This window comes from Pukyongia salina (assembly GCF_002966125.1).
In the GTDB taxonomy this organism is placed as follows: Bacteria; Bacteroidota; Bacteroidia; order Flavobacteriales; family Flavobacteriaceae; genus Pukyongia; species Pukyongia salina.
The window spans coordinates 1,712,525-1,737,524 of the sequence record NZ_CP027062.1 but is presented as its reverse complement, the minus strand read 5'-3'; the positions used below and the strand labels follow the sequence as shown (position 1 = coordinate 1,737,524).

21 protein-coding genes and 1 tRNA gene are annotated in these 25,000 nt (G+C 41.3%); 8 read left to right on the top strand and 14 right to left on the bottom strand.

The genetic code is table 11. From position 1 onward, the window contains the following. Positions 1-26 precede the first annotated feature (26 nt). Genes surE through C5O00_RS07740 form a run of 5 tightly spaced genes read left to right on the top strand, consistent with a single transcriptional unit; the run spans position 27 to position 4,841 of the window. Positions 27-806 (top strand): 5'/3'-nucleotidase SurE, encoded by a 780-nt coding sequence (surE, locus tag C5O00_RS07760; RefSeq protein WP_105216316.1) that lies wholly within the window; start codon positions 27-29, stop codon positions 804-806. Next, positions 803-1,090, top strand: coding sequence for a hypothetical protein (locus C5O00_RS07755; protein ID WP_105216315.1), 288 nt, complete (start codon positions 803-805; stop codon positions 1,088-1,090). The genes surE and C5O00_RS07755 overlap by 4 nt, the downstream gene beginning before the upstream one ends. Then, positions 1,091-2,212 carry a lipid-A-disaccharide synthase gene (gene lpxB, locus C5O00_RS07750; protein ID WP_105216314.1) on the top strand — a complete coding sequence of 374 codons (1,122 nt, stop codon included), beginning with the start codon at positions 1,091-1,093 and terminating at the stop codon, positions 2,210-2,212. A gap of 57 nt (positions 2,213-2,269) precedes the next feature. Next, positions 2,270-2,767, top strand: a complete 498-nt coding sequence (locus tag C5O00_RS07745) for a C40 family peptidase (protein WP_105216313.1) — start codon at positions 2,270-2,272, stop codon at positions 2,765-2,767. Between the two features lie 52 nt (positions 2,768-2,819). Next, positions 2,820-4,841, top strand: a complete 2,022-nt coding sequence (locus C5O00_RS07740) for a ComEC/Rec2 family competence protein (protein WP_105216312.1) — start codon at positions 2,820-2,822, stop codon at positions 4,839-4,841. Between the two features lie 25 nt (positions 4,842-4,866). Here C5O00_RS07740 and C5O00_RS07735 read toward each other — a convergent pair whose 3' ends face one another. The 4 genes from C5O00_RS07735 to C5O00_RS07720 all read right to left on the bottom strand — a co-directional run bounded on the left by C5O00_RS07735 (position 4,867) and on the right by C5O00_RS07720 (position 10,911). Further along, positions 4,867-5,400, bottom strand: coding sequence for a thioredoxin family protein (locus tag C5O00_RS07735; protein ID WP_105216311.1), 534 nt, complete (start codon positions 5,398-5,400; stop codon positions 4,867-4,869). A gap of 81 nt (positions 5,401-5,481) precedes the next feature. Next, positions 5,482-7,248 carry a peptide MFS transporter gene (locus tag C5O00_RS07730; RefSeq protein ID WP_105216310.1) on the bottom strand — a complete coding sequence of 589 codons (1,767 nt, stop codon included), beginning with the start codon at positions 7,246-7,248 and terminating at the stop codon, positions 5,482-5,484. Positions 7,249-7,265: 17 nt separating this feature from the next. After that, positions 7,266-8,657 (bottom strand): peptide MFS transporter, encoded by a 1,392-nt coding sequence (locus tag C5O00_RS07725; protein WP_105216309.1) that lies wholly within the window; start codon positions 8,655-8,657, stop codon positions 7,266-7,268. Between the two features lie 37 nt (positions 8,658-8,694). Then, on the bottom strand, positions 8,695-10,911 hold the full coding sequence (locus C5O00_RS07720; protein ID WP_394342084.1) for a S9 family peptidase: 2,217 nt from the start codon (positions 10,909-10,911) through the stop codon (positions 8,695-8,697). Between the two features lie 145 nt (positions 10,912-11,056). On the opposite strand from C5O00_RS07720, the gene C5O00_RS07715 reads away from it, so the two are divergent. Together C5O00_RS07715 and C5O00_RS07710 are read left to right on the top strand one after the other, a co-directional pair. Beyond that, the gene (locus C5O00_RS07715; RefSeq protein WP_105216308.1) at positions 11,057-12,370 is read left to right on the top strand and encodes a hydroxymethylglutaryl-CoA reductase; all 1,314 of its coding nucleotides are present in this window, start codon (positions 11,057-11,059) and stop codon (positions 12,368-12,370) included. 1 nt (position 12,371) lies between these two features. Then, positions 12,372-13,277, top strand: a complete 906-nt coding sequence (locus C5O00_RS07710; RefSeq protein WP_105216307.1) for a GYDIA family GHMP kinase — start codon at positions 12,372-12,374, stop codon at positions 13,275-13,277. 57 nt (positions 13,278-13,334) lie between these two features. Here C5O00_RS07710 and C5O00_RS07705 read toward each other — a convergent pair whose 3' ends face one another. From C5O00_RS07705 to C5O00_RS07675, 7 genes are all read right to left on the bottom strand, one after another. After that, entirely contained in the window at positions 13,335-15,455 is a 2,121-nt protein-coding gene (locus C5O00_RS07705; RefSeq protein ID WP_105216306.1) for a peptidylprolyl isomerase, read from the bottom strand. 89 nt (positions 15,456-15,544) lie between these two features. Next, the gene (locus C5O00_RS07700) at positions 15,545-16,798 is read right to left on the bottom strand and encodes a hemolysin family protein (protein WP_105216305.1); all 1,254 of its coding nucleotides are present in this window, start codon (positions 16,796-16,798) and stop codon (positions 15,545-15,547) included. Beyond that, positions 16,798-16,998 carry a hypothetical protein gene (locus C5O00_RS07695; RefSeq protein WP_105216304.1) on the bottom strand — a complete coding sequence of 67 codons (201 nt, stop codon included), beginning with the start codon at positions 16,996-16,998 and terminating at the stop codon, positions 16,798-16,800. Before C5O00_RS07695 ends, C5O00_RS07700 begins: the two co-directional genes overlap by 1 nt. After that, on the bottom strand, positions 16,988-17,581 hold the full coding sequence (gene lptC / locus C5O00_RS07690) for an LPS export ABC transporter periplasmic protein LptC (protein WP_105216303.1): 594 nt from the start codon (positions 17,579-17,581) through the stop codon (positions 16,988-16,990). The genes C5O00_RS07695 and lptC overlap by 11 nt, the downstream gene beginning before the upstream one ends. Before the next feature lie 2 nt (positions 17,582-17,583). Next, entirely contained in the window at positions 17,584-18,939 is a 1,356-nt protein-coding gene (locus C5O00_RS07685) for a hypothetical protein (protein ID WP_168175936.1), read from the bottom strand. A gap of 19 nt (positions 18,940-18,958) precedes the next feature. Next, positions 18,959-20,200, bottom strand: coding sequence for a beta-barrel assembly machine protein BamG (bamG, locus tag C5O00_RS07680; protein WP_105216302.1), 1,242 nt, complete (start codon positions 20,198-20,200; stop codon positions 18,959-18,961). Further along, positions 20,200-20,928 carry a type III pantothenate kinase gene (locus C5O00_RS07675; RefSeq protein WP_105216301.1) on the bottom strand — a complete coding sequence of 243 codons (729 nt, stop codon included), beginning with the start codon at positions 20,926-20,928 and terminating at the stop codon, positions 20,200-20,202. The genes bamG and C5O00_RS07675 overlap by 1 nt, the downstream gene beginning before the upstream one ends. Before the next feature lie 191 nt (positions 20,929-21,119). On the opposite strand from C5O00_RS07675, the gene C5O00_RS07670 reads away from it, so the two are divergent. Beyond that, a tRNA-Phe gene (locus C5O00_RS07670) sits at positions 21,120-21,192 on the top strand. 664 nt (positions 21,193-21,856) lie between these two features. On the opposite strand, the gene C5O00_RS07665 is transcribed toward C5O00_RS07670, so the two are convergent. The 3 genes from C5O00_RS07665 to C5O00_RS07655 all read right to left on the bottom strand — a co-directional run bounded on the left by C5O00_RS07665 (position 21,857) and on the right by C5O00_RS07655 (position 24,842). Continuing rightward, positions 21,857-22,090: a hypothetical protein gene (locus C5O00_RS07665; protein ID WP_105216300.1), complete on the bottom strand. Its 234-nt coding sequence runs from the start codon at positions 22,088-22,090 to the stop codon at positions 21,857-21,859. A gap of 161 nt (positions 22,091-22,251) precedes the next feature. Further along, on the bottom strand, positions 22,252-23,814 hold the full coding sequence (locus tag C5O00_RS07660; RefSeq protein WP_105216299.1) for a glycoside hydrolase family 32 protein: 1,563 nt from the start codon (positions 23,812-23,814) through the stop codon (positions 22,252-22,254). 11 nt (positions 23,815-23,825) lie between these two features. Continuing rightward, positions 23,826-24,842, bottom strand: coding sequence for a LacI family DNA-binding transcriptional regulator (locus tag C5O00_RS07655; protein ID WP_105216298.1), 1,017 nt, complete (start codon positions 24,840-24,842; stop codon positions 23,826-23,828). Positions 24,843-25,000: the final 158 nt, after the last annotated feature.

Genomic DNA, 25,000 nt, shown 5'->3' with positions numbered 1-25,000 from the left:
TATTTTTGCTATGCAAAACCCAAGGTATGAAGGATAAAAGGCCCCTTATTTTAGTGACTAATGACGATGGGATAACCGCACCCGGGATAAGAACCCTTATCGATGTTATGAATACCCTGGGGGATGTTTGTGTTGTTGCCCCGGACTCACCACAGAGTGGGATGGGACACGCCATTACTGTAAACGATACCTTGTTTGTAGATAAGGTGGTGGTAGACAAAGATGCCCCACAAGTTGAATATAGCTGCAGCGGTACCCCGGCAGATTGTGTAAAGCTCGCGGTGAACGAGATACTAAAACGCAAACCCGACCTTTGTGTAAGTGGTATCAATCACGGGAGTAATTCTTCCATAAATGTAATTTACAGCGGGACCATGAGTGCGGCCGTCGAGGCAGGAACTCAAGGGATCCCCTCCATAGGATTTTCGTTATTAGATTATTCACTGGAAGCTAATTTCGATCCGGTTCGAAAATACGTGAAGCAAATCGCCATGCAGGCACTAGAAAATGGAACCCCTGAAGGTGTAGTTCTTAACGTGAATTTTCCAAAACTACCCGAGAATGAATTAAAGGGCATTAAAGTTTGCCGGCAGGCAAACGCACATTGGGTAGAGAATTTCGATAAGCGAGTGAATCCGTTGGGAAGGGACTATTACTGGCTTACAGGGGAATTTGTGAACGAGGACCAGGGAGAAGACACAGACGAATGGGCACTTGATAATGGTTATGTATCTGTTGTGCCGGTACAGTTCGATCTAACCGCTCACCATGCTATTAAAGATATTAATTCCTGGGATCTGAAATGAAAAAAGAGATCGGCATAGGGTTTATTACCGGAATCATCGCCAATTCGTTGGGGATCGTTCTATGTATTTTTATTATATCTCTTATAAAGGATTTTAGTTTTGCAGAGACCTTTTCATTTTACAGACGCACAGACAGTCTCTGGATGATCATTACGCTGGGCGCATTACCTAACCTGGCAGTATTTTTCGGATTTTTACGTATTAACAGGGAATACAGAGCACGGGGTGTATTATTGGCAACATTTTTGACGGCAATTATCTCATATATCATATATTTCAATTAAATGAAGTATTACATCATAGCCGGAGAAGCATCGGGAGACCTGCACGGGGCAAACCTGATCAAGGCCATTCGTTCACGAGACGAAAGCGCCCAATTCCGCGTGTGGGGTGGTGATCTAATGGAGGAAGCTGGAGCTACCCTGGTAAAGCATTACCGGGACCTGGCTTTTATGGGTTTTGTGGAAGTACTTTTTAATCTTCGAACCATTTTTCGGAATATCGCTTTTTGCAAGAAGGATATTGAAAGCTATAAACCGGACGCTCTTATCTTAATTGATTATCCCGGCTTTAATCTTCGTATCGCCAAATGGGCTAAACATAGAAAAATTGCAGTACACTACTACATATCTCCACAGATCTGGGCCTGGAAAGAAGGCAGGATCAAACAAATAAAACGCGATGTGGACCAAATGTATGTGATCCTCCCTTTCGAAAAGGACTTCTACCAGAAGAAACACGGGATGCCGGTACATTTTGTGGGGCATCCGCTTATCGATGCAATTTACAAGCGTCACCAGGTTGATCCGGGCGAATTCAGGGAAGAATACGGACTTGACGACAGACCCATCATCGCTTTGCTACCGGGAAGCAGAAAGCAGGAAATTGCCAAGATGCTACGAGTAATGCTTTCTGTTACCTCAAATTTTAAGGACTATCAATTTGTTATCGCCGGAGCGCCCAGTGTGGAAGGCAGTTTTTATGAGCAATTTATAGATAACGATCAGGTTCACCTTCTGTTGAATAAAACCTACGATCTGTTAAGTATTTCCTATGCTGCCCTGGTTACTTCAGGAACTGCTACCCTGGAAACTGCCTTGTTCAAAGTACCACAGGTGGTATGTTATAAAGGTAGCTGGATCTCCTACCAGATCGCAAGGCGAGTGATTAAATTAAAATATATTTCGTTGGTAAACCTCATCCTGGACAAACCTGTTGTAAAGGAACTGATCCAGGGAGAGTTTATTTCAGAATACCTAAATGACGAGCTCAACATCATTCTCGACCCCTATAAACGCGCTACCCTGTTCCTGGATTACTACGATCTTGAAAAAGAATTAGGCGGTCGGGGAGCCAGTGATAAAACGGCCCAATTGATCGTATCGTCCCTGGAAAAGGCCGGATAAAAGGAAATATTTTGCATTTAGCATTTTTTTTCTACTTTTATTCAAACCAAATCTCACATGAAAAGAGTTCTACTACTCTGTCTGCTAGCGGCAGCCCTGGCATCCTGTGGTGCTTCACGACAACCAACCGATACCGTTGTTATAGGCGAAACCACACACCCTATTTCTAATAAGAAAGTAAATAAGATCGTTAATCATGCGAAAGGCTTCGTGGGTACCCGATATAAGTTTGGAGGTACAACACGAAAGGGAATGGATTGCTCCGGGCTGGTTTATGTTTCCTTCAAACAGGAAAACATAGCCTTACCTCGAATTTCCCGTGAAATGGCAAAAAAGGGAATGCGTATCAATTTAAATCAGGTGGAAGAAGGCGACCTGGTTTTCTTTAGAACCAATAAGAACCGTAAGGTAATTAATCATGTAGGTCTCGTGGTAGAATCGAAGCGAGGAAGCGTAAAATTTATTCATTCTACCACCTCGAGAGGTGTTATTATTTCTTCCCTGGACGAAGGTTATTGGAACGAGGCATTTGTAGAAGTGCGGCGGGTGATTTAACTTAGCGTTCACCTCACTCTTTCTCCCCGGTTGATTTTTACAGTCGATCGGCATGCATTTTATAAATTTTCCCATCGTTCGGTTTTCGTTCTTCCTTATCTTGGGGATTACGACAGCACGTTTTATTCAATCACAATTTTGGTTCTATTTCCTGCCGGCAGCTTTATTGGTACTTATCGTTGTGTGGAGGATCGCACGAAGGCAATTGTTTCAGAAAGTTTACTTCGGAATTGCGGCCTACCTCTGCTTTTTCGGATTGGGATTGGCGAACTATCAGCTTAGACTCCCGCGTTTCCAAAAAGATCATTTCAGACATTTTATTTCCGAAGAAAAATCTGCACTACTCGAAGTAGAGGTAAAGGAGATCTTAAAACCTAGTACATTTTCAGAAAAATATATAGCAAAAGTAGTCTCCAACGGCCAACGATCCCTGGTAGGCAATATTCTTCTCTATGTACGGAAGGATGATACCCTTCAATTATTTTCGGTTGGGGATCGACTCTGGGTTGATGGACAAGCCTCGGCTGTGCCACCTCCTTTAAACCCCTACCAGTTCAATTACGCTAAGTTTCTCGAAATTCAGGATGTATACCACCAAATGCGACCCGATCCGAACTTCATTCAAAGAGTGGCTACCGATCGGTTTTCCATTAAGCGATATAGTTCTAAAATTAGAGATCATCTTATCCATAAGTTGGATGTTCCAGGCTTTGGTGAGGAAGAACAGAGTATCATCCAGGCCCTGATCCTAGGCGAGCGCAATAATATACAGCCCGAGCTGTACCAGTCTTACGCAGCTGCAGGGGCCATTCATATCCTGGCAGTTTCGGGTCTTCATGTTGGCATCATTTATTTTTTACTGCTGTATGTTCTTAAACCTTTACGATGGTTATCCCATGGAAAGCAGATGCAATTAGTGATCTTGGTACTATTTCTATGGAGTTATGCTTTACTTACCGGATTATCTCCTTCTGTGACCCGTGCGGTAACCATGTTCTCATTTTTCGCACTGGCACAATTGCTAAATCGGCCCACCAATTCGATCAACACTCTGTTCCTTTCACTTTTCTTCTTATTGATCTGGAATCCCAAATGGATATTCCACGTAGGATTTCAGTTGAGTTATGCAGCTGTATTCTTTATTTTATGGCTTCAACCGCTACTCTATAACCTGTACTCCCCACGATTTTATCCGGACAGGTTGATCTGGGGAATATTCACTGTCAGCATCGCTGCCCAGCTGGGGGTGGCTCCTTTGAGCATCTATTATTTTAATCAGTTTCCCGGCCTGTTCCTGCTTTCCAACCTGGTTATTCTTCCTTTTCTAAGTGTGGTGGTTTGCTTCGGAATATTAATTATCATCCTGTTAAGCCTGGAAATACTGCCAGAATGGATGGCTGGATTGTACAATAACCTTATCCAATTACTGAATCAATTTGTGAACTGGATCGCTTCACAGGAGTCATTTTTAATTACAGATATTCACTTTCCGTTTATAATGTTAGTGGGGGTATATGTACTTATCATTGGGATTCTTCAGTGTAGCAAGCCATTCAATTTTAGAAGAGTAAAAGTGGCTTTGATTTGTATATTATTTTTTCAGGTTCTTTTATTTCTGAATTCGCTGGAGACAACCAGATCTCAATTAACCATTTTTCATAAAACCGGGCATAGCCTCATCGGGATAAGGCAGGGAAAAGAACTGAAACTTTTGAAAGCGGATACCTCATCGCGACATGGAAGTTCCTTTCCTATTCAGGCATACCGAATTGGGATGGATTGCAAGGTCTATTCCGAAGAAAAAATACCCGATATAATTTCCTATGCAGATAAAATAATGCTTATTGTAGATAGCAGCTCGGTGTATCCCTTTACTCGAAAAGTTGATATTGTATTACTAAGGGGAAATCCGAGGATTCATCTTGAGCGGATCATCGATAGCCTGCAGCCTTCTCTGCTGGTTGCAGACGGATCAAATTATAAGACGAATGTAAACAGATGGCGGGAAACCTGTAAAAAAAGAAAGCTCACCTTTCACTTTACCGGCGAACGGGGAGCTTTCATCCTGGAGTAGTGAAACACTTAACTTAAAGCTACTCCTAGAACGTGCCTTTAAAATTCTTCTGATAGTTTTCCCAGGCTTCCATGGTAGTGATCTCCGCATAATCATCATTGGCGATCATCTTTAAATAGATCTCGAACTGTTGCGGGGTCTTATACCCGGGAATGGCCTGAATGAGGTCTCCGTTAGCTTTAAAGAATACAATGCTGGGATACCCTTGTAACCTTAAGGCATCGGCAAAAAAATGTGTTGCATTTCGCCCTTTGCGTTCCGGCTGATAGTTAGGATTGGTATAAGTAAAATCCTGATAGGTGATCTCTTCGGTACCTTCGGCGTTAAATTTTACGGCGTAGTAGTGTTTATTCACAAAGTCTATAACCTTCTTATTGCCAAAGGTTTTTTTGTCCATTAGTTTGCAGGGGCCACACCAGGTGGTATAAACATCCATTAGGATTTTCTTAGGATTCTTGCTCTGCGCCTCCAGGGCTTCGTTCATGGTCATCCAATTGATCTCCTGGGCCGACACCGTACCAACGATCAATAAGGCTACTAATAGTATAAAGTGTTTCATTCTAAATAAATTAATTCTAAGCTAACAGCAACAAAAAACGTTCCAAATAATGGAACGTTTTTTTGTGAAAAGTATTGTTTATTAATGTACGCCGTGCATGAGCCTCTTTAGTAAAGGATGCAGCATTAGCGATACAAGCCCGAGCCCAATAGGAATAAAGGTGAATATGAGGAAGAACGTTGACAGACTGTACTCCTGTGCGATCTTCTCAATGTCCCCACCTACGTAATGAGCAAGTTTGTTTCCAATGGCGATTGCCAGGTAGTATACCCCAAACATAAACGCGATCATCCTGGCCGGGATCAACTTACTGAGATAAGATAGTCCCATGGGTGATAGACAGAGTTCTCCAAGGGTATGGAACAAATACGCAAATACGAGCCATGCCATGCTTAAACTGGCACTATCTGCGCCAGCAGGTACGTGTCTTGCACCAAAAGCCAAAAAGGCAAAACCAAGGCCTAATAGGGCGAGTCCCAGGAAGTATTTTACCGATGCCGGCGGATTATACTTACTATCCCACCATTTCGTAAATAAAGGTGCGAACATGATAATGAACAGAGAATTAAGTATAGCGAACCAGGTTACCGGTACTTCGGTTTCTGTAGATTGGAATTCGGTATATAATTTAAAAATTACAATCGCCCAAACGATAATAAAACTTATCCCCAGGATCACGTTCGATAAACCAATGCGATTAAACGTTTTTCTAAACAGGCTTAGCAGCACATAGGTGATGATTAAAAGTGGAACTACTGTAACGATCAAATCTACGATCTTAAAGCCCATAGCTGCATTACCTTCCAATATTCGGTTGGTAAAATCGCGTGTGTAAATAGGGAGTGAACCTGCCGCTTGTTCAAAGGCGGCCCAAAAGAATATTGTAAAGATACAGAAGATAGTAAATGCTATCATCCTATCTCGTTCTAACCTTACATACCTACTCAATCGTATTACTAATAGTAACACGAACGAAACCGCAGCCAGTAAGGCAAAGAATAACGAATCGGGTAATCCCAGAATATCAAAATTCAATGTTTTGATCTCCCCAATCTTACTCATTGGATCATTGAATATAAAAACCAAAGCTGAAACGACGAATATTCCTATCAAGGTAAAATCAAGTAGTGTAAATGGATTGCGCTTTACAGTAACCTCTTCATCCCCATCCATAACTATTTCCTTCACCACCTCTCCCGTTTTTTTCTTCGGAACATCTCCCACAGATCCAAAAAGTCGTTGTGCAAAAACAAACTGAAGCATTCCTAACAACATGAAAATACCAGCCAATCCAAAACCGTAGCTCCAACCCACTTTTTCTCCAACCCATCCGCAAAGCATGATCCCGATGAACGCACCCGCATTAACACCCATATAAAAGATATTATAGGCACCGTCTTTCTTTTCGTCATGGCCTTCATACATCTTCGAAATAATAGCCGTCATATTTGGCTTAAACATTCCATTACCAAGGATAAGGAATGTAATACCTATATAGAGAAAAGTAGGTGTTTCAACCGCCATAGAAGCGTGTCCAATAGTCATTAATAACGCACCGATAACAACAGCCATTCGGTAACCTATCTTATTATCGGCCAACCACCCTCCCAGAATTGGGGTGAGATATACGAACATGGCGTAAGTCCCTAATAAAGAAAGTGCAGCTTCGGTAGACCAAGCCCAGCCTGGGTTATCTCCAATGATGGCTCCGGTTAAGAAGATAACCAGGATGGCGCGCATCCCATAGTAGGAAAACCGCTCCCACATTTCGGTAAAAAAGAGTACGAACAAGCCGGCGGGATGTCCCAGTACTTTGTCTTTAAAGAAATTCTCTGTATTTGAGTTCATAGTGTCTTTATTTCTTTTTAATCGTGATCTGCTAGTTCGAAACCTTCGGTTTCATCTGTATTCATTTCTCGTTCATTGTCTTCTGCACCATGAGTAAGATGTTCCAACTTCTTTCTGAAGATCAGCACCAAGACCCCAAAGATCACACAGAAAACTGCTATCCCAGTAAATACAGTAAACTCCCCAAAGTTTGAAGCGGACTCTCCAAGTAAACCGGCTAATTTGTTACCAAAACCTGTCATAGCAAAATACACACCCATCATAATGGAAGCGTACTTAAGTGGAGCCAGTTTTGTGATATAAGATAATGCCACAGGCGAGATACATAATTCGCCGATCGTGTGAAATAAATAGGCTAATACCAGCCAATACATAGCCGAAGCACCTGTACTTTCGAATTGTGCCGATGCCGCAGACATAAAGAAGAAACCGGTTCCCATAATGATCAGTCCTAAGATCATTTTAAATAAGGAAGTAGAGATCTTACCTTTTAATTTTCTTCGGGCCCAGTAAGCCGCAACAGTCGTACCCAGGAAAATAATGAACATGGCGTTTAGTGATTGGAACCAGGAAGCAGGGATTTCCCATCCAAGTAACATTCTGTTGGTGTTTTCTTTTGCATATATATTCATGAGTCCTCCGGCCTGTTCAAAGGCTCCCCAGAATACAATTACAAGAAGGAAGGAAATAAACAGTACAATGATCCTGTCTTTTTCTACCTTGGTCAATGGACGTTTCATAGCCGCCTTTTCTTCTTCATCTTTGGATTGCCCCAGGTAATTCCCTACATAGCGCAAATGTTTCTGACCTGCCAGATATTGAATTAATCCAAGTGCCATTCCAATTCCCGCTAAACCAAATCCATAATGCCAGCCATAAACTTCCCCTACATATCCCACTATTAAACTCGATAAAAATGCACCAATATTTATTCCTATATAAAATATGGTAAAACCTTTATCTCTTCTTATATCACCCTGCTTATATAATCCTCCCACCATAGTGGAGATATTGGGCTTCAGCATACCTACTCCTGCGATGATCAAACCAAGACCAGAATAAAAGGCCCACATCTCTTCCACTGCAAGGATACTATGTCCTGCAACCAGTAGTATTCCTCCATATAACACAGATTTTTTCTGTCCCAGAAATTTATCGGCTATCCATCCTCCGGGTATAGATGCTACATAAACCAGCATGGTATACCATCCGTACAAGGCTAAGGCTTCTGCATTAGACCATCCCAGACCCGCATTATCACCTACAGTTTCCGCAACCAGGTAAAGTACCAAAATTGCTCGCATCCCGTAATATGAGAATCGCTCCCACATTTCGGTAAAGAATAATACATACAGACCTACCGGGTGTCCGAATAGTTCTTTTTGTTTATGCTGCATACTATTTGACATATTTGAAAGAGTTAGTTATAAATTAGTTGCTTTTATGTTAGTTTTTTATCTGAATTAGATTTTCAGATTTTGGCTTACCCAGAGATTCATTGATAAACCGCGTCATGTTCTTGTAGAGATGCAGGCGAGTGTTTCCACCATAGATCCCATGATTCTTATCCGGATAAATCATCCATTCGAAATTCTTATCGGCCTGAACAAGTGCTTCTACCAGTCGCATGGTGTTTTGAACATGCACATTATCATCTGCACTTCCGTGTACAAGCAGAAAATCTCCCTGAAGGTTGTCCACATGAGTAATGGGTGAATTGTTATCGTAACCGGAAGGATTCTCCTGTGGGGTCTGCATATAGCGCTCTGTATAAATAGTATCATAGAACCTCCAGCTGGTCACTGGTGCAACTGCAATCGCCATCGAAAATGTCTCCGGTGCCTGGAATAAACAATTGGCAGACATGAATCCGCCATAACTCCATCCCCAGATCCCGATCCGGTCTGCATCTATATACGGTAATTCGCCTAGTTTCCGAGCTGCCGCTACCTGATCTTCAACCTCGTATTTACCCAGCTCTTTTTGTGTCATCTTTTTGAAATCTCGTCCTTTGAGGCCCGTCCCTCGACCATCTACGCAAACAATGATATAACCTTGTTGCGCCAGCATCTGGTGCCAATAATCGTTGGCACCACCCCAGCGATTTACTACATTCTGGGATCCGGGTCCGGAATACTGGTACATAAACATGGGGTATTTCTTGTTCGGATCGAAATCCTTAGGCTTGATCATGTACATATTGAGATCTTCACCGTTGATTCGAATAGTTGAGAATTCCTTGGGGGAAGTAACATACTGCTCAACTTTTTGTTTTAACGCATTATTATTTTTGATCTCACGTATCTTCTTTCCGTTCTTCGCCTGGTGAAGGGTGAAGACGTGCGGCGTTTCTGTGTCTGAAAAGGTGTTGATGAAATAAGAATAATCTGCACTAAAAGAAGCGCTGTTATTTCCTGTTTTATCCGAAAGTTTTATTTTATTCTTTCCTGTTTGGGTGATGGAATACACCCCGCGATTAATACTTCCATCCTCCGAACTCTGATAATAGATCCTACCGGTATTGGGGTCGAAGCCATAATAATTGGTTACCTCCCATTCTCCATCGGTTACCTGGTTAATAAGTTTCCCATCGCGATCGTAGTGATAAATATGATTCCAGCCACTTTTCTCACTGGTCCAGATAAAGCTGTTGTCGTTTAGGAAGGTAAGGTCGTCTGTGATATCCACATAGGCGTCGTCTGTCTCCTGTAGAATTAATTTTGAAGTATTTGTAGCAGCGTTTACAAATACGAGATCCACCACGTTTTGGTGGCGGTTCGTTAATCGAACACTTAAGATATCCGGATCGTTGGTCCAGTTAATGCGTGGAATGTAGTAACTATTATAACCCGATAGATCTACTTGCGACGTTTGTCCGGAGTCCAATTGGTAGAGATGAAGCGAAACTTCTGCATTTGGATCGCCCGCTTTTGGGTACTTGAAAACCTGCTGTGTAGGATACAGCCCTTCCCCATATACATCCATTGAAAAACGCGGAACATTGGTCTCATCGAAACGAATGTAAGCAAGCCGTTTACCGTCCTTACTCCAATCGAAAGCACGTACAAATGCGAATTCCTCTTCGTAAACCCAGTCTGTGATCCCGTTAATGATACTGTTCTTCTTTCCGTCTGTAGTGATCTGCTTTTCTACCCCGCTAATCAGATCCTTTACATAAAGATTATTGTTATTACCATAGGCTATCTTACTTCCGTCCGGGCTAAAGGTTGGCTCCTGAATTTGCTTTTCGGAAACCAGAGTAAGTTCTTTTGTAGTGAGATCGTACACATAGTAAGTCCCCAGGGAGGATCTTCTATAGATCTGTTTTAATTGAGTAGCGAGAAGTAACTTGGATTCATCATTACTGAATTCGTAAGAAATGATATAGTTAATCCCATCAAGATCGTTGGAGTTAACAAGGGTTCGCACTTTCTTGCCGCTGGCATAATCATACACATCGACCGTGGAAGCACTTTGAGATCTGTTGTAATCCAGCACGGCATATTCTTTTCCATTAGCCAGAGAACGCAATACATCCATGCGTTCGGAGCGAAAGGTACCGCCCCATATTTCTTCTAATGTGATCTGTTTTTGTTGAGCTTGAGTGGAAAAACTAACGACCAGGAACAGCGTTAGGATGGGAATAGAAAAAATTCGATTCAAAACGTTAAATTTTTGTTACGTCAAGTTTACTAAAATTTCACGAAAATCCGGTAGTTTTTATGTTAAATACAGGCTTTTTGTTAGTAACTATGCCGCTTTCAGCTTCGTGAGAAATACTATCTTTGTGTTTCAAATTAAAAACTGCATGCATAAGCCTGTTTCCGGATTTTCGAAAATGTCCAAGCAAGAAAAAATCGACTGGTTGGCACGCAACTATTTCAGTAACAATAGCGAAGCTATGAACATCCTAATGCAGTACTGGAATAGCGACGCCAAATTACAGCGATTACACGACGATTTTACCGAAAACGCGGTCTCCAATTACTATTTACCCTTCGGAATTGCGCCCAATTTCCTTATCAACGATAAGCTTTATACCCTTCCAATGGTGATCGAAGAAAGTTCGGTGGTGGCTGCAGCCAGTAATGCTGCAAAATTCTGGCTGAACAGAGGGGGATTTCACGCGGAAGTACTATCTACCGAAAAAAACGGCCAGGTACACCTGGATTACTTCGGAGACAAACAATTACTGATAGATTTCTTTGAAGCGATTAAACCGCGTCTTTTTGAAGCTGTTTCAGAAATTGAAAAGAACATGAAGAAACGAGGTGGCGGACTCAAAGACATTGAATTAATAGACTCCTCCGGCTCCCTCAAAGGATATTATCAGCTTCATTGCAGCTTTAATACCAAGGATGCTATGGGAGCTAATTTTATTAATAGCTGCCTTGAAGCCATCGCTACTACTTTCGAGGAAGAAAGCCTGGGTTTTGAGCCATTTTTAAAGAATACGGAGTCTCCGAAGGTTGTTTTAAGCATCCTTTCAAATTATGTCCCAGAATGCCTTGTAAAGGCATGGGTAAGCTGTCCCGTTAGCGCCTTATTGAAAAATGCCACCAATGCCGAAGTTTTTGCACAGGATTTTGTGAGGGCGGTGGATATAGCCAACGCTGAAGTAAGAAGAGCGGTAACGCACAACAAGGGCATCATGAACGGTGTAGACGCAGTTGTGGTAGCAACCGGTAACGATTTTAGGGCAGTAGAGGCCGGAGTACATGCCTATGCTGCCAAAAACGGTGCATACCGTAGTTTAACTCACGCCACTATCGAAAACGATGAGTTTACTTTTAGTATTGAGATCCCATTGGCTTTGGGCACAGTTGGCGGACTTACAAGCCTGCATCCCATGGTAAAATTCGCCTTACAACTATTGCACAAACCTTCAGCAGAGGAATTGATGAAAATTGTGGCCGTAGCCGGCCTGGCTCAGAATTTTGCAGCAATCAGATCCCTGGTGACTACTGGCATACAGAAGGGACACATGAAAATGCATTTGATGAACATCCTCAACCAGTTGGAGGCCACTTCAGAAGAAAAAGAAAAGGCGGTACGCCATTTTGTAAAAAACACGGTTTCACACAGTGCTGCTGTGGAATTCATCGAGAAATTAAGAGCTTAGGATGCAACGCTTTCACAGCAACGGAAAATTACTACTCACAGGCGAATATACAGTGCTGGATGGAGGTTTTGGGCTCGCAATCCCCACTTCTTACGGCCAGGCACTTTACGTACATCGTACCGAAGAAAAAGGATTACAGTGGAAAAGCTTTAATGCAGATTCCTCTTTATGGTTTGAAGGTAGTTTTAAAATAAACGAGGCTGGTATCACTTCGGAAAAAAAAGATGATACCTCCGTTACCCTGTGTGAGATATTGCATCAGGCTATGAAATTAAATCCCGAATTTCTGGATGAGGAGTCCGGATTTCTGGTAGAAACTTCCCTTAGTTTTCCCAGGGATTGGGGATTGGGGACTTCCTCCACGCTCATCAACAACATTGCACAATGGGCAAAAGTAGATGCGTTTACACTCCTAGAGAGAAGCTTTGGAGGTAGCGGATATGATATAGCAGCTGCCCAAAACGATGGCCCTATTCTGTTTTCGAATAAAGGTAAGAAACCTCAAATCCGACCTATAATTTTACCTTGGGAATTTACAGACAGGCTTTTTTTTATTTTTCTGAATAAGAAACAGGATAGCAAGGAAGGCATTTCCAGATACAAGGACGTTGCAAGACACAAAGAGACAGCCTTGGCCAAGATAGACCTGATAACCGAACAAATTACTGCCATACACGACCTGGAGGTGTTTCGTAACCTTATGGAGCAGCACGAAACCATTATTTCCAGTTTACTGCAACTTCCGAAGATAAAAGACGAATTGTTTCCCGATTATCACGGACTTGTAAAGAGTCTCGGTGCCTGGGGTGGTGATTTTATACTGGTGAGTGGAAGAAAAGATGACATGGAATATTTCAAGAATAAAGGTTATACTACTATTATTCCTTTTGCAGAGATGTTAAAATAAAAATCCCCCCGGGCTTTTCCAGCTGGGAGGATTTCATTTTTATTTAGAAGCCTTTTCTTAGTAGAATACAGCTCTATTATCTTCAATATCTGCAGATTCTTTAAGCGCTTTAAATACGTTGCTGTTCAAGCCCTGGGTAACACCAGCATTCAACTCATTGGCATAAGGTGCATAGTTGTCCAGATCCGGTGCCTTATTAATGGCAGTCACCTTTACTTTGAACACTCCTGTCTTTCCTTCAATAAGACCCGTTTCTTCTCCAACGTCCTTTCCAAAGGCAACACCAACAACTTTTGGTTCGTTTCCGGCTCCCGGAATAGTAGGCGCAGACATCGTCATGGCAGAAGCAGTTTGAACTGTTACATTTTCTCCGGTAGCGATCTCCTGCATAGTTTTTCCACTATTACGGTTCATGATCTGCTCGGCTTTCTTTTTATTTCGAAGAATAGGAGTTACTTCGGCAGAAGACTCTGCAATACTCTTCAATCCTTTTGGATCCTTGCGAGTTAATTGCACGATCACATAACCCTGGCTAACATTAAACCTGCTGATATCACCAACCTCGGTCTCTTCATTAAATGCCCAGTTTACAATCTGTCTGTTAGTCCCTATCCCCTGAATTTGAGAATCCATCTTCCCTACTTTATTCACCGGACGTACACTTAGTCCCAGGGCTTTCGCCTGTTCGGAGAAATCTCCTTTGGCAGCTTCGATCTCGAAAGTGGTAGCTTCGGCAAAAATCTCGTTGATCGTTGGCTCTGAAGGCTCGATCTCTTTGGTAATGGTAGCGATCTTCACTACATCCTTGAAGTCTTTTTGTCCCAATACCTCAACGATATGGTATCCAAAATTGGTCTTTACGATACCCATATCTCCGGTTTTTTGCTCGAAGGAATAATCCCTGAAGGCAGGCACCATTTTGGTATATTCGAACCAATCGTACACTCCGTCGTTCTCAATGCTTCCGGTGTCTGAAGAAAACTGCTTCACGAAAGTTGCGAATTTAGATTTGTTCCCTTTCAGGATAGTTAATAAACTATCGGCTGTCTTTTTAGCCTGGGCATCGGTACGAGTAATGCTATCTGTACGATTTAATCCCAATGGAATAAGGATATGTCGAACCCGCGCACTGTCTGGTAACTGACGCTTCTCGATAACCTTGGTTAGGTTTAATGTTTTATCAACCTGGTAAGGCCCGTAGATATCACCTTCATTAAGATCGAAGATGGTGTCCTTGATAGCGGCAGGTAACTGCTCTTTAGTGTACCAGCGATCCGTATAAGGTACATCTGAATGCGAATTCACATACTCCTGGTAATTTTGAGTTTCTCTGAATCCCAGGATTGTATCTATCTTGTTAGACAGGTTATTCATTTCCCGTCTGTTGTCTATCAAAGCAGATATCTCTGCTTCCGCAGCTTCAATATCTTCCTGAGAAGCTGTTTCCTCTATGAGTACATATTGAAAATCTACCTCAGGTTCTACTTCAAATTTCTTTGGGTTTGCTTTTATATAAGCAGCAATTTCTTCGTCGGAAACTGTGATGCTGGCATCGTCAATTGAGGTATATGGAATATGAACAAATTCGATATCGATCTTATCATTCTCAAATCGATACTGTTGCTCTCCTTCTGCGATGGTGGAGGTAAGTCCCCCTCTTAACATTCCCAGATAAGTATTCTCAAGCACCGTTTGCTTCACATTCTTGATATAGTTCTCCCAGTTCTCAAGTGGAGCCGGATTCACCTTAGCGTTCGCTTTTATATCGGCAACATATTCCAGCATTTTCAGCTCACTGTAGTTACCATTCTCATCCTGAAAAGTAGGATCGTTTGCAAGGTAAACACTCAAAGCGTTATTGATCTGTTCGCTTTCAACCCGTAAGCCAAGTTTTTCGTACTGCTCTTCCATAAGTACGCGTCTTAATTCACGATCCCAAACCAGGTTTACTGCCTGAGAAGTAGATGCATTGGGACCCATAGACTTTTGCGTGTTCTCAACAAGTTGCGCAAATTCTGTACGATCAATATCCACGCCGTTCACTGTGGCAACGGTATCTTCTACGCTCGAACCACCCCCTCGGGTTAGTACATCACTAAGGATGAAGGCGAAAAGGGCCATTGCTATAATCAAAATGAGGAATATTCCTCTTTTTCTAATACTGTTTAATATTGCCATCTGTCTGTCAAATTTCTAGGGGGCGAAAATAGCATTTTCCCTTCATTTATAAAAGGTTCGGAATAAAAAAAACGGTAAATAACAGAAATCTATGCTTCGGGATTAACCCTTAGGTCGATAAGTTCTATTTTGGTGCTCGATACTTCCAGTATCTTACATATGAAGTTTTCAATGATAACCGTTTCGTTCTTTTCGGGGATCTCTTCGGTAAAATTTACGATCATACCGCCCAGGGTTTCGTAGTTCTCACTTTCAGGCAGATCGATCTTATAGCGTTCGTTTATATAATCCACTTCCAAACGGGCAGAGAATTTAAAATGTCCTTTATCCAGTTCCTCTTCAATGAGTTCGATGGAATCGTGTTCATCTTCGATCTCCCCAAAAAGTTCTTCGATAATGTCTTCTACGGTCATAATTCCTGCGGTTCCTCCATATTCATCGATAACCACGGCAATACTTTTGCGTTTCCTGATCAAGATATTGAGTACATCCTTGGCTAGCATGGTACCCGGCACAAAGACAACCGGAATAAGAATTTTCTTTATGGAAGTAGGCTTTTTAAAGAGTTCGAAGGAATGTACGTAACCCACTATATCATCGATGTTGTCCTTATATACCAGGATCTTGGAAAGGCCCGTCTCTGTAAATATTTTTGTAAGTTCCTGGATTTCGGTTTCAAGATCGACTGCGATAACTTCGGTACGCGGCACCATGACCTCCCTGGATTTAACTTCCGAGAATTCCAGGGCGTTTTGAAAGATCTGTATTTCCGAATCCACATCATCGTCCCGCTCCAGGGTATCCATTTGTTCGCTGATATAATTACCCAGTTCGATCTTACTGAAACTAAGCTGCACATGATCTCCTTTGGTCTTAAAGAACACTTTTAATACAATATCGGAGATCCAGATGACGAATTCGGATATAACCGAAAACAACAGGTAGAACATATAGGCCGGTACAGCAAATACTTTCACCAGTTTATTGGCGTATATCTGGAAGAACACCTTCGGAAGAAACTCGGCCGTAAGCAGAATGATAAGGGTAGAGATCACCGTTTGAACCAGCAAACCGCTAAAGCCTGTTAATGGGATGTATCGCATAAGCAGATCACCCATAAAGAAACCGTATACTACCAGGGCAATATTGTTGCCCACCAGCATGGTAGCGATAAACTTAGACGGTCTTTTTGTGATCTTGTTCAGCACTCCGGCAAGAAAACCGGTCTGCTTTTTTTCGATCTCTATGTGGACTTTGTTAGATGAAACGTAGGCTATCTCCATACCCGAAAAGAATGCGGACAGGATTAGCATAATAACAATGATAAGAATACTAAATTCCATTATCTGTTTTTGTTGCGCTCCTCCATCTTCTTTCTAAATTTTCGCTTAAAGAAGAACATAAAGATAGCTACAACCGTGAAGAAAGCAAATAAATAAGCACGGTTTCTATTGTCTGCCCAGTTACTTATAACCAGGTAGATCGAAAAACCTGCCATTGCCAAATAAGCGTATTCAAAAAGTTGATATATTTTATTCCCCATCGGTGTTTTCTCTATTTTCGTTATCTATATTTCTATCTATTAATTGCTCTCCGCTATTAGTTCGCGATAAGAAATTGGTAAAATCCTCGCTCGAGTCGAATCCCGCTCCATCATTATATGAGCCGTCTTTAAAAATGATACGGTAGGGTTCGTCTGTAAAAACCCACTGGTGCTTCTGGTCCCAGTATAGTTGTTCGGCCCGTAACACCAGGCTATCACTGGTAACCAGTACGACGTTCTTCCGAAGGTCTACAATATTTGTTTCATCGTATCTAATTGCAAAATCTGAGGTCACCGTACTAACTTCATCATTTTCGTTCCAATATTTTACCTCAACACCTTCCGGAAATTCCTGATAGGGAAACTCCAGGTTCGTATAATCGTTGCGTAAGGGCGAGATGAGGTTAGCAACTACCTTGCCCGAATCTGTGTATTTCACATTTATATTCTTCGCCACCCCAATAGGTGCACCATCTTTCAGATTCAGTTTCTGAATATTCTCATAATTACTTTCACATGAAAAAAGCGTGATGACAATCGATATTGTCATCACGCTCTTCAGCATATGTTTTATTATGTTCATTCTTATAGACTAGGTACTCTTACGCTTCCGCCTACCCAGCAGTTAAAGGTAATGGTTTTTCCCGCCATTCCTTCCGAAAAGATATCACTCTTACTAGGAGCTCTTCCTCTAAACGCGCTAGCAGTGCTACGCGCATTGGAGGCGATAGACCCATCCACTCTAGCTGCGCGATCTGCCATCTCGGCTGCCTTCCAGTAGATAGCACGTTTCTCGAAAGTTGTGTTTCCACAACTATTGGCACTACTACCATACATATTGGCTATCTTGAGATAAGCGATACCTGCTGAAGGCTTTACTTCTACCATTTTCAGGTAGTAAGTACGCGCTTGTCCAAAACTTCCTTTCTTACGGAAATTCTCGGCTATACTGTAATATACTTTAGCCTTATCGGCCGGATTAGTTTCCAGTTCGGCAGCCTGATTATAGTAATCGAGGGCTGTACTGCTTTTTCCGTCCTTATCGGCTAGTTTACCTAAATAGTAGGCAGATTTTGCAGAAGGCTCCATGGTGTGTAGCTGTTGTACCAATTTAAAGAATAGTGGTGTATCACAATCTTTGGCACTCAGCCTACCGGCGGCTCTACGCAACCAACTTACATCGTTTTTCTTGTTGTCGAAATCCTTTTCATATAAAGGAATTAGATTAGGACAATCTGCTAACTGTCCCAATTTTCCATCAACACTACCTTTTACTGTACCGTAAGCGGCCAGGTTTTTTTCGTACGCATGTACCTTGCGTTCTTCCCTTGAGCTTAGTTTGGTTCCAGCTTCCTGCTTGTCGATCAATTTTGTAAGACCAATAGCCAATTTACCTTCTTCTTTTTCGATCTTCTGAATTACCACATCGTAAAGGTCGAATACATCATCGATGGGTTTTTCGCCACTATTAAAAAGGTCTACTGCCAATGAAAAGTATGTATATAGACTTTTAGGGCTGGTGAACTCATCTTCGTCCTTTTTAAAGGCGGCGTCGAACGCATTAAATTGTTCAAGTTTTGTCCCAATGTTATTATCGAACTTCACCTGGGCCATTTTCATCATCAATTCACCTTCTTTGGTTTTTGATGGATAGTACTGCATTCTGTACTTATATGCCTGGTCCAGATCTGCTATCTTGGATTTATCTCCATTCTCGATAAAATGTTTGAACATTTTCTCGGCATACTGGTAAGTCGCCATACTGTACGTAGGACATTCAGCAACTAATTGAGCATAATGAGGCAGTGCACCTTCATAATTTTTTGCTTTGGCTGGTTCTATAAACAAGGAACCTAATGTTGCACATTTTTCCTGTGCCAGGGATTTGCTTCCAAAAGCCACAAAAAGTACAGCTGAAAGTATAATAGCTTTCGTCTTCATAGTGTTAATGTTTATTGTATTAATCATAATATCGTTTTTCAAACCATCTGTCGTTTAGTGACAGACTTATAAATGTATTAAAGAAATTCTCCTGAACCAACCCAAAATCTGTAGTTCCTCGTCTTCCAACTTCAAATCCCACGTTAATATTCGAGAATAATCTCCCTACAGGCAAACCAAGTCCAAAAGATATGCCAAACTCATTAATTCCTTCACCATTTATATTAATTCCTGTTTCTTCAAACCTAACTCCTGCACGATAAACTACTCGATTCCAGTAGTTTCCAATTGCGTTATAGTTTGGAATATAGAACCCTCCAAGTCTGAATTTGGAGGCATCAGTAAAGGTAACAAAATCTATATCAAAAGAACGATTTGTTAAATTACTTGTTTTTACAGCCGAATATTCACCTCCTACAAACCAATTTTTTTCCTTCCCAAGACCGAGTCCGATCGTAAACTGCGATGGAAAAGTGAAATTGGTGTCCTCTACGTCAATGTCCCGTTCATCTATAGGGGTTGTAGACCCGGAAGGCAGCACCAAAAACGAAGAGATAGTCCTCGTATTTTCCGAGGTGAGGTCGGTTTCGGGGGTATAAGTTAGTGATGAAGACAGAGTTAACGTCTCGCTTATCTTCTTTTTGTAAATGGCTCCAATGTTAAAGTTGAATCCGAGCAGGTCTGATTTGTTGAATTCGGAAGTACCGTATTGTATATCATCCTCTCTGCGTTCGGCGTTGTTCTGGATATTTCCGAAGTTATAATTAGCATCCACTCCTACGCTTAATTCAGGCGTGACCTGATAGGCCAGGGTGAAGAATGCTTTATTAAGACCTCCCGATCCCGTATAGGTTGTCTCGATCCCGGCGTCTTCAGTCCTAAGATTATAACCAACCGATGTGAAGGGGATGAGCCCAAAGCTGGCGCCAAATTTACCTAAAGGGATTCCCAGAGCCAGATAATCTATAGAGGTTGTACTGGCCTTCTGACTCTCTTCGGCTGTTTTAATGGTCTCGTACTTATGGCTTATTCCCGCGGTGTAGTTTACAAGTCGGAGGCCTGCCACTCCCGCCGGGTTTTGAATACTAAGATGTATACTATCTGAATAAACACTGATACCTCCCATCGCCCTGTTCTCTGCGGTACCTTTAAATTTTAATGTTCCTATCCCATAAAAAGAATATGGTGAAACTGTACCTTCCTGTGCCTGAGACAGTCCTGCCACAAGCAGAAATACAAAAACTGTAATTCGTTTTAACATCAATGTTTATTATGTTCTAAGATGAAATTCAAACCTTCCAGTAGGAAATTTGAGTTCGCAAAGATGTCACTTTTTAGACTATCTCGCAAAAAATGAGCATCTCCACCTGTTAAAATAACTGTTAAATCGGGATATTTTTCCTTATACGTTCGTACAAAGCCCTCTATTTCGAAAACCACGGCCTGTAATATTCCGCTATGAATAGACGATTCGGTACTATTTCCGGTTTGGATGATAGGTAGTTTTGGTTCCAATAACGGAAGATTGGCCGTAAACGTATGTATCGCTTTATAACGCATTAGGATCCCTGGTGATATCGCACCACCTAAATAGGTGTTGTTGGCTGTTATAAGATCGTAAGTGATACAACTACCTGCATCGATCACGAGAACATTTTTTTTCGGAAATTCTACGGCAGCCGCACTCACTAACGCAATACGGTCTACCCCGAGTGTAGATGCCGTTCCGTAGTTGTTTTTAAAGGGCACCTTTGTTTTATGATCCAGTTTAATTACGGTGTAGTGTTGTTGAAGTAAGGAGATATTTGCTTCAGAAAATTTGCCTACACTGGCCAGGATACAATGCGTGATGCCAGGATATTCGCGATGAATCAAGTTTAGGGTATTGGTAAAATCTTCTGCATCGCATACAAAGTTGTGAAGCAGCTGTCCTTCATTAAAGACCGCGAGTTTAATACGCGTATTTCCAACATCTATTATGAGGTTCATTGCAGCTTCCAAAGGGCTAAAAATACAACATGTATCCTTTAGGAGTTGTTAAGGGGCTATTAAATTGAAATCAATCGAAGTTTTTTTAAATTTATGTTTTGGAAAGTGTAAATATCGGTTATATTTGCACCCTCCTATGCTATGCCTGTAGGGCATAACCAAAGGAGATAATGATCATTAACGATCTGGAAGGTACCTTAGCTCAGTTGGTAGAGCAACGGACTGAAAATCCGTGTGTCCCTGGTTCGATTCCTGGAGGTACCACAATAAATACAAACCCACTCAGAGATGAGTGGGTTTTTTGTTTGAGAAAATGATGAAAGTGTACTTTCAGAAATTTTTGAGAACAAAAAACCAGCAGCCGAAGGCTGTGTGGTTTGTATTTTGACTTTTGGGCACAAAGGAACAATTTGTGAAAACAAATTGAATCCTGGAGGAATTATTTGTAATTGATTATTTCTATTATTTATTTTATCGCGAAGTGGATCGAAGTAGGAAGACTGAAGACAGAAGCTCAAAGGAGCGTGGTTTGTATTTTGACTTTTGGGAACAAAGGAACAATTTGTGAAAACAAATTGAATCCTGGAGGAATTATTTGTAATTGATTATTTCTATTATTTATTGTATCGCAAAGTGGATCGAAATAGGAAGACCGAAGGCCGAAGCACAAAGGAGTGTGGTTTGTATTTTGACTTTTGGGAACAAAGGAACAATTTGTGAAAACAAATTGAATCCTGGAGGAATTATTTGATATTGATTATTTCTATTATTTATTGTATCGCGAAGTGGATCGAAGTAGGAAGACTGAAGACAGAAGCTCAAAGGAGCGTGGATTGTATTTTGACTTTTGGGAACAAAGGCAAAATGGGCGACGCCAAGACATTATATTGGAAATAAAAAACCCGAAGCTTTAGCTCCGGGTTTCAATTTATACAGTAAGGTCTCTTCTGCCTTTCAATCGTTTTTCAATCTTACGTTTGATTTCAGTAAGCCTTTTCATAAGATCCATGATCGCGGCATCCTTGTTTTGCTTATAGATCTCATTCAAACTTAAAATAAGATCCTTGGCTTTCCTGGAAGCAATTATACGATCACTCGTTGTCTTGAAGGTCGTCTTCTGTTGCTCAAATTGCAACGCTTCGTTTATCAGGTCTGTTTCCATGAGGTTTACGTAGAATTAGTTCAACTTTTGCGGTAAACTTACAAACTAACGGTTATTAGTCCATAAGCATAAACAAATATTTAACATCCTAAAAGTCGTAAAAAAGTGTGGTAAATTTCACAAAATTGAATATAGCTTTCTTATAGCTGTATGAGTAAGATTTATGGCCGCCATATAGACGCCAGTTTGTTAAGCCTCAGGTTATCCACAGTCCCGTTGGCCGGGCCGGCAATCTCTAATCTAGTATAAGGGTGCTTCGGAAAAACCTGGTTGGTAAATACGTGTTTTCCGCCGTCGATAAATACTTCCACAGAGGAGGCGTCTATTATGATACGCACTTCTACCTTTTTATTTTCGGTAGTATATTTTTGTTTCTGAATTGCCTTTCCAAAGCTCTCTTCGAAATCTACTATACCGGATCGGGTTCGGTCGAACAATAATTCCTTGCTTTCTCCTAATAACTGAAGGCAAACCTGTTCTCCGATACTGTTTGAATAGGTAATAGCGTAGTTCTTCGAACTATCCACCATGAAACTAATATCAGTATCATTGTATTGATCCAATTCTTTTTCAAAAGGTTTTTCTAGAGAAATACTTTCCACGCTCTCAAAGGCAGTTTCTCCTATTTTACCGAACGCTTTCAAAGGATAATTCTTAATGAAATAACCTTCCTTATTTTTATGCAAGCTTATATTTCTGGGTAGGGTCATGGAGCTTCGCCAAACTTCTGTTGGGGTGTTGCGTGCATAATTCCAATTGCTCATCCAACCAATGAATATCCTTTCTCCCGACGGTACATTATTATAGGTAACTCCTGCGTAATTATCCATTCCGTAATCGAGCCATTTCGTGCCGGCCTGCTTTGTAACAAAATTCTTTCCGTCGAATTCACCCACAAAATACTGTGTGCCCGAGCCTCCATTAGGAGCTCCCGGATTGATACTTATAAGTAGAACCCATTTTTCTTCCCCGGTTTCATCAATTTTTAATTTGAACAGATCCGGACATTCCCACACACCTCCGTGAGCTCCTATATCCTTACCAAACTCGCTTAGTAATGTCCATTCTTTAAGGTCGTCTGAATTGTAAAATTTCGCATGATCACCGGCTACAAGCACAAGTATCCATTTTGAAGACTCCTCATGCCAGAAAACCTTGGGGTCTCTAAAATCTTTTATACCCTCATTCCCTATTACAGGGTTACCTTCATATTTAGACCAGGTGTTACCATTATCAAGACTATATGCTATTCCCTGGGTTTGAAAATCTTTACGTCCTGCTTTTTCACCTTCCATTAAATGATAGGTATAGATAGCCACCATGGGAGGATTGTCTTCGGTTCCAAAGCCCGAGGTATTTTTAGTATCTATTACAGCACTCCCCGAAAATATGAGTCCGAGCTCATCCGGATAAAGGGCTATGGGTTTATTTTCCCAATGGATCATATCACTACTTGTGGCATGTCCCCAGTGCATGGGGCCCCAAACTATGTCCTCTGGATAATACTGGTAAAATAGATGATAGGTACCATCATGATATACCAGGCCATTGGGATCGTTCATCCATTTTTCGGGAGGGGAATAATGAAATTGTGGCCGAAAAGGTTCGCTATAAGCCAACTCATTTGTAGATATTTTCTCTTCATCTACAGCTTGGTTATTTTCCTTACATTGGGTAAATAGAACTAATAATAAAAGTAAAAGGGATATCCTGGATAGAAACATAAAGATAGAATTTAAGTGGAATTTCGTTTTATCAGCCGGGTCTCAAGTTCGACAGTCTTTGGTTCGAACTCCTTATTTTTTCGTCTCGCTTTCATTTCCTTATACAAAAGCTTAAACGTTTTCACACCCATTTCGTACCCCGGTTGGTCCACCGTACTTAGGGATGGTGTGATCGCCGAAGAAACAAACCAGTTACTAAATCCCATAATAGAGATATCGTCCGGCACGCGGATACCTCTTTCATTAAATACGGAAATAGCACCTATCGCTGCCAGATCGGTAATGGCAAATATTCCATCCACATCGTCGTGATCTTCTAATAATTTTTTGGCTGCATTGATCCCGTCTTCATAATCTACATTCTCACATATATATACTAAGGACGAATCGTAGGTGATACCATGGTCCTCCAACGCCTTTTTATACCCCAGGAAACGATCGATAGAATTTTGTGGCAGTAAGGCCCCTCTAAAATGTGCAATTCGCTTACAACCGGAATCGATAAGATGCTTGGTGGCGGTATAGGCCGCTTCCCGGTCGTTGATAATGATCTTCGAACAATCCATTAGCTTTGATATCTTATCGAACATAACAAGCGGGACTTCCAACTCTTTAACCCTTTTAAGGTGAGAGATATCCACCGTCTTGTTGGCCAGCGATATCATAATACCATCAACTCGCTTGCTTATTAGGAGGTCTACCTGCTTTTTTTCCAGCTTATAAGATTCGTTGGATTGAAGTATAATAACCAGGTAACCTTTTTTTTCGGCTTGTTCAATGATACCATTAATAACACTGGAGAAGAAATGATGCACTACTTCCGGGATAATCAGGCCCACTGTTTTAGATTCTCTGGTACGTAGATTTACGGCAAATACATTGGGCTTATAACGAAGTTTCTTAGCTTCTTGTTTAACCAAAGTCTTGGTCTTCTTACTTACATCCGGATAATCCTTTAATGCTTTCGAAACCGTAGTGATCGATATTCCGAGGTTTTCAGCGATCTGTTTTAATGTAACCTCTTTCATAATTTCTGAAATATTTACCCCTGTATAAATTTAATATAATGATTCGTTGGGTAAGCGGGGAAATTCAAAACTAACTTAGGAAGTAACTATGATTATTATGTTATAGTATTAAAATTTCCTTGCCTAAAATACAACGATTTTTTCAACAGTACGCTAAT